Below are 12,752 nucleotides of genomic sequence, written 5' to 3' on the forward strand. Positions count from 1 at the left end.
CTTCTGTTTGGTTGTTCCTTCTGACGGGATTAATACTGTTTCAAGCAATCTGTTGCTCAACTTATGCTTTCAGAGTTGCTCATTTTATAATTACAGTGACACGATCGCTAACTACTTGATAAATGTCAAAGATGAAATTTCTTTGACTAAATTACAACAGGGATTGAAAATGCCAATGGTGGAGGTGTGGTTAGGATTGTTATTGGGTGGCTTTACATTAGAACAACATGGTGATTTTTATCACAACCAAAATGTCTGGGTGATAGTAACGATGTCGAGCAGTCAAAGATAACTTTCTTTTGTCACTCCGGGGAGAGTAAAATCAGAAAAGAGGCCTGAAAGGCCGGAGGGGACGATGACACAGCCCAGAAGTCCCAAACAAACCAAGCATAAAATTTGTGGACGAATATTGTGCAATCTACCAAAATCTATTTCCAGAAGTTAGAAGTTTTGAAAGTTTCCGAGACATATATTTGGGAATGATATCGGAAATAAAACGACTAGGAATAGTTAAATACTCTCCGATATCTTACCATCCATAAGTAACAGAAAGGATGAGACAAAATCCTGTTTCATCTAAGTAATATAAGTTAATTACACCTTCGGATTCTAACCGTTTAAACTCTGTTAATTGTGCTAATTTTTCCTTGTATTCTATAGGGTCTGGCTTTCCTCCAACATCTCGTCGCATTCTATGCCAACTCATATAAAAATTTCGTAATATTCTTTTAATGGTTTCAGTACTAACTTCAATATCCCATTTTGATTTGATTTTTTGTAGCGTCTTTTTTAATTGTTTTGGTTCTTGTTTTGCCCACTCTCTAATTTCTGCTTCTTGTTCTGGCTTAAATATTCATTTTCTGCCTCTTCCTGGTCTATTATACAGTCCTAGCATTCCCTTAGATTCCCAACGATTTATCCAGTTATATGTTGTCTTATAACTAACGTTAAATATTTGGAGCAATTCTTCTATCTTGACTCCCTGAGAGGCTAAAATTAAAAAATGCGCCCTTTGGCTTACCTGATGATATCGACTTTGGCGATAGATTCGCTCCAGTAGTTTAAAAGAAAGAGGATTTATTTCTCTCAAAAAATCATTTCATCTCTTCATTAAGATACAACTATTTTTGAGTATACTTTAATGCTTGATTTGTGTAATTAATTTTGTTTAGTTACTTAACCCCCAGTAAAAATAACCCTAGTAACGATATAGAACAGTCAAAGATAACCCCCAGTAAAGATAGCCCTATTAAAACTAGACGACACAAAGGATTAGGTAGTGGCTCCATTAAGTGGAAAACCATCACCCTTCACGGCAAAGATTATCCCCAAGCTCATATTTGTGATACTCCTCTCACGTGTTCCCTTTGTAAATACTCTGCCACCTGAATTCTTACTAATTTTGTAATTAAGCAAAGAGACAGTTAGCTATTTTTAGAAAGTGTTCAATTAGGTAATTTAAAATATAATTTTCTTATCTTATCGGCTAACTTATCTTTCTTCACACTCAATCCTGTTGGCTCAAGGGAAACTTATTATTAGTAGTGCTAAGTCACTAAAACACTCATAAAGCATAAATATCAAAAAAGAGACGATGAACACTAAGTTAGCAATTAACAAAACATATATTGTCCAATCTGGTGATACCTTATTTAGTATCGCGCAGAAAATTTATGGTGATAGTAATCAGTGGCTGAAAATTTACCAAGTTAATCAGTCTGTTATTGGTTCTAATTCAACTCAGTTGACAACTGGTATGGTACTACTTCTCCCGAAAGATTTATTACAATCTGACACTCGACCAGTACCTCTAGTGCTTATGGAGGAGTCCGTACCTGAGTTAGGAACAGATGACATTCTATGCGAGGTTTTCTTCTCTAAAGACTACCACGATATTGAGGTTGACAAGGTTTGGAAGAAGGTTTGGCAGTGGGCATGTCGTGAAGAAGATATTCCAGAAGTTGGCGATCATGTAGTGTATGATATTGTAAATCTCTCAGTAATTATCGTCCGCAGCAACATTAACGAAATCAAAGCCTTTTATAACTCCTGCCTACATCGAGGAGCGCAATTATCTATTACTGATGGTAACATTCCAGCATTTCGGTGTCCTTTTCATGGTTGGACATGGAAACTCAACGGCAGACTTACCTATATTCCGTGCCAATGGGATTTTGAGTATATAGACGAGAATGCTTTTCGTTTGCCAGAAGTGAAGTTGGCAACATGGCAAGGTTTTGTATTTATTAACTTTGACCCCAACTGCGAACCGCTAGAAGCTTATCTGGAGAATATACCCGAACACTTTAAAAATTTCCCTCTCGAAAACCGCTATACGGCAGCACACGTAGCCAAAGTAATGCCAGCGAATTGGAAGGTGACACTTGAAGCGTTTATGGAGGCATATCACTCTCTGGCAACTCACCCCCAGATCCTCAAATTCACTGGTGATGCTAATTCGCAATATGATGTATACGGTCGCCACAACCGTATGATTACACATTTTGGAGTCCAAAGCCCGCATTTACGTACCCAACTGGATCAACAAGCACTAGCTGAGGCACTAGCAGCTTTTGAAGGTGCAAATTTCGCAATGGTAAAAGTACCTCAAGGGATGACTGCTCGTGCGTATGCGGCTGAAACTGCACGGACTAGAATGCAGGAGCGCCTTGGCTTTGACTGCTCAAACGTATCGGATACGGAAATGCTAGATGCTATTTCTTACTTTATCTTTCCTAACTTTATGCCTTGGGCTGGTGTAGGAGTACCCCTACAGTTTCGCTTTCGTCCTAATGGCAACGATCCTGATTCTTGCATTATGGATGTACTGTTGTTACTGCCATCTCAACTTGAGAAGCGTCCACCAGCAGCTAAAATCCACTGGCTCACATCCGAAGAAAGTTGGACTAATGCCCCTGAATTAGGAGGACTGGGTGAAGTCTTTGATCAAGACACTTCAAATCTACGCCGTGTCCAGAAAGGTCTAAAAACATCTGTCAAACCTGGGATCACCCTGGGCAGATACCAAGAATCCCGCATCCGTCACTTCCACCAAGTTTGGGAACATTATATCAATAATTCATGCTAATTTTCAGTATTCGTGATAGTGGTGTAATATTTCTCAAATTGGAACCAACATCTCAAATTAAAAGTGAGGGCATACATCTGTATGCTCCTACTGCTTGGTTTACATCCTTTTAACTCTAAGATAACCTCAGCATGAGATTCTATTTAATTATTTATTTACTAAAATAATCGTGGACTTCAACAAAGCAACCGAACACCTAATTGCCCTGAGAAATGTTAGAAAATCTTATCAGCAACCTAACGGCCAACAAATTACCATTTTAGAAAATATCGATCTGGAGTTGCGTCCTGGAGAAATAGTTGCGTTGCTGGGGCCTTCGGGTTCTGGAAAATCTACTTTAATGCGAATAATTGCTGGGTTAATTCCCCCCAGTCAAGGTGAAATTTTATATCATAACCATCCCCTAATTGGTTTAAATCCTGGGGTAGCGATTGTTTTTCAAAGTTTTGCTCTTTATCCTTGGTTAACTGTACTAGAAAATGTGGAACTGGGTTTAAAAGCTAAAGGAGAACCGCCAGACTCTCGACGGCAAAAAGCACTACAAATGATTGATATTATTGGTTTGGATGGATTTGAAAATGCCTATCCCAAAGAGCTTTCTGGGGGAATGCGTCAGCGAGTCGGATTTGCTAGGGCTTTAGCTGTAGAACCAGAACTGTTATGTATGGATGAGCCGTTTTCAGCGTTGGATGTGCTAACAGCAGAAAACTTGCGGTTTGAGTTATTAGATTTATGGTTAGAACGTCGTATACCCACCCAAGCTGTTCTTATTGTTACCCACGGAATTGAGGAAGCGGTGATTATGGCAGATCGGATTATTGTTCTAGGACGCAATCCAGGGAGAATCCGCGCTGACTTACCTGTGACTTTACCTCATTACCGCGATCGCAAACACCCAAGTTTTCAAGCCCTGGTAGATCAGGTCTACACAATCATCACTAATCCCGAATTAGATAAAATTGAGCCACCTGCAACTAGCTCCGTACCAAATGCAACACCACAACCAAGATATCAGTCTTTGCCATCTGTGCGAATTGGTTCGATTGCTGGTCTATTGGAATTATTAGAAGATCGTCAGGAAAAAGACTTATATCGGCTTGCCCAAGAATTGCAATTAGAAGTAGATGATATTTTACCAATTGTAGAAGCTACAAAATTAATGGATTTTGTAGAACTTGCAGAAGGTGATATTAGTCTCAAACCAATCGCGCAAGAATTTATCAATGGTGGTATTGATGAACGTAAACAAATTGTGCGATCGCAACTCTTAACTCATATTCGCTTAGTACAGCAAATTTATCGTTTATTAGAAGCAAAAAATAATCAACGCATTCCCGAAGAATTAGTTTTAGATATCCTAGAAACTCACTTTAGCCCCCAAGAAGCCGAGCGACAATTACAAACTGTCGTTGATTGGGGTCGTTACGCCGAGATATACGGCTACGATGAGCCATCTGGTCAAATCTTTTTAGAGCAAGCTGCCGTAGTTAATTCGTAGGGGTGTGCAGATGTACGCCCTTACATTATTTACTATAAATGGTTTTGTTGATTTTTAATTTTTAATTCTTAATTTTTAATTGTTTATGACTCGACCCCTTACTCCTGCTAACAAAACTCTAGGACGTAACAATTGGACTTGGCAAGATGGATTGCTGATTATGGCGATCGTGTCTTTAATTGTGTTAATTGTCAGAACTGCTTCTCAATTCAGTGGTACTTTTCAACCTGCACTGACGATTTCTACAAATATTAATGCTTTACCAGGATATACAGCCCAAACCTTAATTCGCATGGGGCTAGCTTACTTTTTATCCCTAATTTTTACCTTATTATATGCCTATACTGCTTATCGCTCCCGAATCGCAGAACGCATTTTAATTCCGATGTTGGATATCTTACAATCGATTCCAGTATTGTCTTTTCTACCGGGTGTGGTACTGGCTTTGATTGCCTTGTTTCCGGGTCAAAGAATTGGCGTAGAACTAGCAGCCATCCTGTTAATTTTTACTGGTATGACCTGGAATATGACTTTTAGTTTTTACCAATCACTCCAAAGTATTCCCCAAGAATTACTAGAAGCAGCGCGGGTTTATCGGCTCAATCCCTGGCAACGTTTTTGGACGTTGGAGTTCCCATCTGGCGTGATTGGTTTGGTATGGAATAGTGTAATGTCGGTAGCTGGAGGTTGGTTTTTTTTAATTGCGATTGAGTCATTTACATTAGGAAATAAAGATTTTCGCTTACCAGGATTAGGCTCTTTTTTAGGTACAGCAGCCAATAATGGAGATTTTATAGCGATATTTTGGGGCTTGGCAGTGCTGATTGGGGTGATTGTAGCAACTGATTTTTTTGTGTGGCGACCTTTGATTGCTTGGGCAGAAAAATTTAAGTTAGAGATGGTTGAAACTGAAAATGCACCTCAATCTTGGGTGTTGGATACTATGAGGCGATCGCCTACTTTACGCGCAGTTAGCAAACGAGTTTTTAAACCATTACAAACTGCTTTAGATGACGGTTTAATTCGCTCATTTCCCGTGCATTCTGTACCCGTAAATGCCAAAGGTCGCCTAAATTTGCCGAGTTTTTTAAATTGGGTATTTGTTAGCGGCTTCACCTTAATTGTTTTGTGGGGTACTTGGGAAGCCGTACTACTATTAAGGACTTTGGGCTGGGATGATTGGCTACAGGTAATCAAAGGTGCTGCATTGACAGCGTTGCGGGTAATAATTGCTTTGATATTATCACTGTTGTGGACTGTACCTGTGGGTGTTGCAATTGGTCGCAATCGGCGGTTAGCCCAAGTCTTGCAACCATTAGTACAAATCGCCGCTTCTGTGCCAGCAACAGCTTTATTTCCAGTATTGCTGCTAGCTTTAACTCGCATCGCTGGCGGTTTGCAAATTGGGGCGATCGCTCTAATGATGTTAGGAACAATGTGGTATATTTTGTTTAATGTTATCGCTGGGGCGCAGTCGATTCCTTCAGACCTCATCGAAGCAGCTTGGGTATATAAACTTTCAACTTTGCAGCGTTGGCAAATCTTAATTTTACCCGCTATCTTTCCTTATTTAATTACCGGGATTATTACCGCCGTTGGTGGTGCTTGGAATGCTAGTATCGTTAGTGAATACGTCACATTTCAAGGGCGAGTAATTAGTACTTCAGGATTGGGATCAACGATTTCTCATGCCACAGCTACAGGTAATTTTTCTCTATTATTAGCTTCGACTGTAGTCATGTCTTTGTTAGTAGTGTTGACCAATCGCTTGATTTGGCGACCCCTTTACAATCTGGCTCAAGAAAAATATCAATTATTGGTTTAGATCCGTCTCTATTTTGATTGCTAACCTTTATTCATGAACAAAAAGAAAACTCTTGCATATTCTCTTTTATTTGTTGGTGGTATTGGGATATTGAGCCTAATTGCATTAAGCATTTTGGGGATAAGTTTTCTAATTTTCTTGTGTTCATGGAGTACAACTCAAGTTAATTGCATTCCCTATATAGCGATTTTATTAGTCATCAGTTTTGTCCTTAGTTTCATCTTCGTAATGATATTTAAACGTGGTTTAAAAAAACTGAAATCTGTAGAAACACATTCTAAGCAAGATAGCTAAAATTATATATTTTTCTCCGATTTTACAGTTATTGATAGCTGTTTAATAGTCTTTAAGAGAGATGTATTAATTTATTTGTTTTTTATTCGATAAATATTTAGCAATTTCTGCAACTAACTCCTTTAAAATTACGGGTTTTGCCATGTAGCTATCTACGCCAACAGCTAGGATTTGTTCTCGATCCGATCGCATGGCAAAGGAAGTCAGGGCAATAATTGGGATGTGGGCAATATCTGCATCTGCGCGAATTTGGCGAGTTGCTTCTAAACCATCCATTTCTGGCATTTGCACATCCATCAAAATTAAATTTGGTCGCTGTGCTTTGGCGATCGCTACTGCTTCGTATCCATTATTTGCTATTACAATCTGATAACCATAAGCCTCTAAATATTGCCTAATTGTTAAAATATTTGCTTCGTTGTCTTCTGCCAGAAGAATCAAACGTTGAGAAGATGGGGCGATATTTTGAGCCTCTACAACTTCTTCTGTCTGAATCTCAACTTCTGCTTTTTCCTTGTTCTCAATCTCTCTCCACGGTAGCGTGACTGTAAATCGGCTACCTTTACCAACTTCACTCTCAACAGCTATACTACCGCTATGTAGTTCCGCAATCCGCCGTGCTAGGGATAAACCTAAGCCAGTACCGGCATAGCGACGAGTATAAGAACTTTCTACTTGAACAAAAGGTTGAAATAGATTGGCCAGGTTTTCGGGTGTAATGCCAATGCCACTGTCCACTACACTAAATTGAATTGCCTTCATTTGATTATTGGTTGCATCTATTTGTGTTTGCATTTCTACCCAAACTTCGCCACCATCTGGAGTAAATTTCACAGCATTACTTAACAGATTAATCAGTAATTGCCGGATACGGCGCTCATCAACTAAGATTTTCTCTATATCTTCAGAGATTCGGGTGTTAAGCCGAATATTTTTCTTGAATGCTTGTTGTTTGACGAAGGTAAGGCTAGATTCGCACAATCCCCGCACAGATGTAGGAGACAATTCTAGTTCCATCTTACCTGATTCAATTTTGGCAAGGTCGAGGATGTCGTTGATTAACTCTAGTAAGTGTTTACCACTACTTTCAAGTGTACTTAGAGACTTATTTTGTTCTTCTGTTAGCGGCCCACACACCTCATCTTGAAGTGCTTCCGTAATGCCTAAAATTGAGTTGAGAGGAGTCCGCAATTCGTGACTCATATTCGCCAAGAAAGTACTTTTGGCTAAGTTAGCAACTTCAGCAGCTTCTTTGGCTTGGCGTAATGCAACTTCTGCGCGTTGGCGATCGCACACTTCCAATGTTAAGGCCACAAAGTCAGTAATCGACCCGGCAAAATTTTGCTCACTTAGTTCCCACTGACGGATAATGCCAACCTGTTCGTTAAACACCATACCCACCACCTCACCGCCAACCCAAATTGGCGCATCCATCAAAGAAACAATATTTTGCGGTTCTAGGAATTCATGCCAAAATTCCTGTACTCGTGGGTCGTTACGAGTGTCATTAACAGTAATAGTACGGGCGTTTGCTAGTGCTTCAAAGTACATAGGATAGTCGGCTCGGTTGCGTTCTAAACCTGCTGAATGTCTATTTTGGCTATTTTCGTAGAGGTCTACACATTGTAGTTTGGCGCGATCGCTATTATAAAGCCAAATGCTCACTCGTTCTACTTCTAAAGCTTTGGCAGCTTTCTCTGTAATCAGTTGAAATGCTGTTTGCAAATCTCCTTCAGAAATCGCCCTGTGCTTTGCCAATTCTGCTAATGCTTGACTATGCTGGCGCAGTTGTTGTTCATTGTGGATACGTTCTTGAATTTCCTGTTGTAATTCTTGAGTTCGCTGTTCAACTCGCAATTCTAATTCTTCAAAGGATGCTCGTAACTGTTGGGACATCTGGTTAAAGGACTGAGCCAACATTTCCAGTTCTGTAATACCTTGGACGATGACGGTTGATTCTTCTTCATTAGGGAAATTGGCGGTGGTGGCTGTTTCTGCTAAAGCTTTAGCCGCACGACTCAAGAGCAGAATAGGTTGGGCAATCCAGCTAGTTGTGAGGATTCCTAGCGCCGTGGCTAGTATGAAGGCTACTAAGCATAGCAGTATTGTAATTTGCGTGTGGCGATGGATTTGCCCCATGAAGTCTGCTTCCGGGACAACCACCGCAATCAACCAGTTGACATTTGGTTCCCTTTGAAACGGCTGGATTTCTAGAAACTGCCGTTTACCTGCAAAAGAAAAGTCTAATTCTTGTAAACTATTGATTTGATTTAAATTGCCAAATTTGCTGGCTAAATATTTTGATGTGGCTTGAGTTAAAGAATTACTACTTTGGGATGCGGTTAATCTGATGGTTTCACCACCTTTGATTAGATAGGGTTGTTCGCCTGTAGAAGCTGCTACTAATAGTCCCGATCGCTCTACAATAAAAATCTGTCCCGACTTACCTACCTTGATATTTCGCAGGTATTTGCCAATATCTGAGACACTTGTCAAAGTACTGTTGACTCCCAAGAGTTTGCCTTGGGAGTTGTAGATAGGTACAGATGCACTTATACGTAGTGTTTTCTCTGTTAGAGGTGCGTAGATTTGACTAAAACTGAATTTGCGTTGCTTAACTGCGGTTTTATAAAAAGGGTGCGATCGCGGATCGAAATTTTTAACCACCTCTGGTAATTGAATACGTTTACCTTGACTGTCGATTTTGTAGCTGTAGAGGTCGTAATTGCTTAACTTTCCCGATTTTTTCACCAAAAATTCGTCATTATTTAGCTTTTCTATCGATAGGTGTTCTCGTTGTTGATTACTGACAGCAATGGCAACAGCAGGCGGAAAAATTTCTAATTGCTGCATTAAATATGGTTCCCAGGCAGTGATATCCTGCATATTTAACAGCCCAAACTGCAAGGCTTTTTGGTTGGCATCCAGTACTTGATGCGGGGTAGATAAGAAAGTTTGTAAGTCCTGTTCTACTCGGTTGGCAATTCCCTGGCGTAACTCGCTGGCTACTTCGTTAACTGCCCTTTGCCCGTTACGGAAAGATAAATACCCTGTTAATCCTACAGCCAGGGAGATTTGTAGCAAAAATGGCACCACAAGGACGCTACGGAGGGGTACATTTTTTACTAAGTTTGAAAACTTACTTTGGCTCATCTGCTGATTTCACCTCCGTTTTCAATTGCTCCCAGTGCTGTGATTGTTCCTCGTTCTGCTTGTGTTAAGCCAACTGTCCCTGTGATATTCATCCCTTCGTAGGGACGCTTTGCTCTCAATATTTGCACACACTCCCCAGTGTTGACACTCCACAGCCGAATGGTTTCATCAGCACTGCTACTTGCAATAATTTGCCCATCAAAACTGAAAGTTACAGATAATACTTGGCTGGTATGTCCGCGCCATGTCTTGAGACATTTACCTGTATTCACAGCCCAGAGTTTGATTGTTTGGTCAGCGCTGCTACTGACAAGAGTTTGTCCGCCCTGGCTCAAACTTACTGATAAAACCTGACTAGTATGTTCTTGCAGGATTTTAAGACATTGCCCAGTTCTCAGATCCCAAATTCTCACGGTTTGATCGGCACTAGCGGTTGCTATAATTTGCTCAATGGGACTGAAAGCCACAGATAAAACCGCATTGGTATGTCCTTGGAAAATTTGCAGACATTCTCCAGTTCTCAAATCCCAAATTCTGATGCTTTGGTCAGCACTAGCGGTTGCTATAATTTGCTCAATGGGACTGAAAGCCACAGATAAAACCGCATTGGTATGTCCTTGGAGAATATCAAGACACTCTCCTGTTTCTGCATTCCAAATTCTCACGTTTTGATCTGCACCGCCACTTGCAAATACTTGTCCATTGGGACTAAAAGCCACTGACCAGACTGTTTGCTGGTGTTGTGTTAAACTTTGTAGGCATTGCCCAGTTTCAATATTCCATAATTTAACGCTTTGGTCAGCACTACTACTGACAAGAATTGCTTGATGGGGATGAAATGCGATCGCTAAAATATGATTTGTATGCCCAGCCAATGTTTTTATACACTGTCCTGTAGTTGCATCCCACAGCCGAATTAATTGGTCGTTACTGCCACTTGCAATAATTTGAGCATTGGTACTAAACCTAACAGATGATATCTGGTTGGTATATCCCTGTAGTGTTCTGATACATTGCCCTGTGGTAGTATCCCATAACCGAATTACTTGGTCATCACCTCCACTGGCAAGCACGGCACTATCAACATTAAATACTACTGTTCGCACCCAATTTTCATGACCTGACAAAACTCTCAAACATTGTCCTGTAGTAATATCCCACAGCCGGATAGTTTTATCGGCGCTGCTACTAGCAATAATTAATCCATCTGTACTAAAACTGAGCGATAAAATCGGGCTGCTATGCCCTAATAATGTAGTAATGCACTGCCCCGTTTCAATATCCCAAAGCTTCACTGTATGGTCAGCGCTACCACTGGCTAAGATTTTACCTGTGCTAAAAGCAAGACATTGGATATTTTCTCGATGACCATATAAACTATGCAGACATTCCCCTGTCTGTGCATTCCACAACCTGATGGGTTCATCCTTACCTGCTGTCGCCAAAAGCCCGCCATTTGGACTCAGTGCGACAACTTGGATCTGATTAGTTTCTTCTTGTAATGTTGCCAAAGATTTACCTGTGGTCATATCCCACAGACTGACGCTTTGATTTCTACCTTGACTTACGAGAATACTACCTATGGCAGTACAAGTGATCGCCAAAACTTGGCTAGTATACCTTTGTAAAGTTCTCACCGCTTGTCCACTATTCACATCCCAAAACTTAATTGTCTGGTCAGCGCTGTGAGTAATTAAAGTTTCACCATCGAGACTGAAATATAGTGATTTTACTGGAAGGGTATGACCTTTCAAAGTTAGGCGCAACTCTTCATCTACAATTTGCCACAGATGCACCTCGCCATTATCATCACCCGTTGCCAAAAATTCTCCGTCTGGACTAAATGCTGCTGACAAAATGCTGCCAAAAATTTGCGTGAAAACTGATTTAGAGAAATCTGCATTGGCAAAATTTACGTGATGTAACGTTACTCCTCTGAGGTCAGCTTGCCAAATCGGTAACTGCGAAAAGTCATAACCACTCAAATCAGTGCCTAAATGATGCAACAGGTTGAGAATATTTCCAGCTAAATAGCCTGATTCTAGGGATGCTTGCTCACGCTGTGTAGTCAATATTTGCATTAATTGTTGTGCGATCGCTTTTTTGCTGCCCAATTGCCGCAACAATTCTGCAATTATGGGTTTGACAATTAATCTAATTTGTGCATCTCGGATATAATCTTTCGCCGTCGCTTTGAGAAGGGCGTGGGTTATTGGTAGGGTAGAACTACTGTGCGCCCCTACAACAATTTCGGCAGACACTTGCTCTACTAATTTTTCAATGACATACTCCATAATTACGGGTTGTTGGGTAAACCCGATAAGACTCTGTTCCATCAAAGAACGCCGGAGTATGGATTCCACTGCTTCTAAAAGTTGATGTTTGAGTAGCTTAGGGTAAATATCATCTTCCAATTCATACAACGATACGCCGTCGCGGTTAATCGCTAACCAGTACATGACGCTTTTTTCGGTTTCAGTCAGGCGTTCAAACTGCTGGCTCAGTAAGGCGCGGATGCTATTAAAGCTAGAAATACCCGCCGCTAGAAATTCTGCAACATTACCACCGAATAAATCCTTAATTGCGGTAGCGACGATTTTTAGTGCTAGGGGATTACCACTGTATAGCTCAATTAACTGCTGACTTTCTTGTTCAAATACAGACAGCCCCTTAATCGTGAGAATTTCCTGAGCCTCTGCATTCAGTCCTGTTAATTGTAGCGATCGCACAGGCAAAATTTCTCCAGCTAAGGCCGCAATTTCATCAGGCTTTTCGCGGCTAGTAATCAGCACAGGGAGCTATGCGGTTTCGTCAGATCCAGTAAAAAACAAGCGATCACTAAATCATTTTCCCAGTAGTATAAATTTATTTATACTTTTTAAGCAGTATTAACA

The 12,752-nt window shown here is 40.6% G+C and carries 7 protein-coding genes and 1 pseudogene; 4 read left to right on the plus strand and 4 right to left on the minus strand.

The window, feature by feature from the left end; genetic code table 11:
• Positions 1–292, plus strand: a pseudogene (locus tag H6G86_RS39275) (hypothetical protein); the annotation flags it as partial.
• A gap of 237 nt (positions 293–529) precedes the next feature.
• On the opposite strand, the gene H6G86_RS39285 reads toward H6G86_RS39275, so the two are convergent.
• Complete coding sequence (locus H6G86_RS39285) at positions 530–706, minus strand: hypothetical protein (protein WP_242065155.1); 177 nt, start codon at positions 704–706, stop codon at positions 530–532.
• Positions 707–853: 147 nt separating this feature from the next.
• Positions 854–1,090: a helix-turn-helix domain-containing protein gene (locus tag H6G86_RS39785; RefSeq protein ID WP_277883715.1), complete on the minus strand. Its 237-nt coding sequence runs from the start codon at positions 1,088–1,090 to the stop codon at positions 854–856.
• A gap of 504 nt (positions 1,091–1,594) precedes the next feature.
• Between H6G86_RS39785 and H6G86_RS36280 the strand changes: the two genes are divergently transcribed.
• The 3 genes from H6G86_RS36280 (at position 1,595) to H6G86_RS36290 (ending at position 6,411) form a co-directional block, all read left to right on the plus strand.
• Complete coding sequence (locus H6G86_RS36280; RefSeq protein WP_190938421.1) at positions 1,595–3,088, plus strand: aromatic ring-hydroxylating dioxygenase subunit alpha; 1,494 nt, start codon at positions 1,595–1,597, stop codon at positions 3,086–3,088.
• Between the two features lie 169 nt (positions 3,089–3,257).
• Positions 3,258–4,586, plus strand: a complete 1,329-nt coding sequence (locus H6G86_RS36285) for an ABC transporter ATP-binding protein (protein ID WP_190938422.1) — start codon at positions 3,258–3,260, stop codon at positions 4,584–4,586.
• A gap of 85 nt (positions 4,587–4,671) precedes the next feature.
• Complete coding sequence (locus H6G86_RS36290) at positions 4,672–6,411, plus strand: ABC transporter permease (protein ID WP_190938423.1); 1,740 nt, start codon at positions 4,672–4,674, stop codon at positions 6,409–6,411.
• 360 nt (positions 6,412–6,771) lie between these two features.
• On the opposite strand, the gene H6G86_RS36295 is transcribed toward H6G86_RS36290, so the two are convergent.
• Both H6G86_RS36295 and H6G86_RS36300 read right to left on the minus strand, forming a co-directional pair.
• The gene (locus H6G86_RS36295; RefSeq protein WP_190938424.1) at positions 6,772–9,858 is read right to left on the minus strand and encodes an ATP-binding protein; all 3,087 of its coding nucleotides are present in this window, start codon (positions 9,856–9,858) and stop codon (positions 6,772–6,774) included.
• Positions 9,855–12,650, minus strand: coding sequence for a WD40 repeat domain-containing protein (locus H6G86_RS36300; RefSeq protein ID WP_190938425.1), 2,796 nt, complete (start codon positions 12,648–12,650; stop codon positions 9,855–9,857). The genes H6G86_RS36295 and H6G86_RS36300 overlap by 4 nt, the downstream gene beginning before the upstream one ends.
• Between the last annotated feature and the right edge of the window lie 102 nt (positions 12,651–12,752).

The sequence above is a fragment of the Nostoc sp. FACHB-133 genome, from assembly GCF_014698055.1.
In the GTDB taxonomy this organism is placed as follows: domain Bacteria; phylum Cyanobacteriota; class Cyanobacteriia; order Cyanobacteriales; family Nostocaceae; genus Nostoc.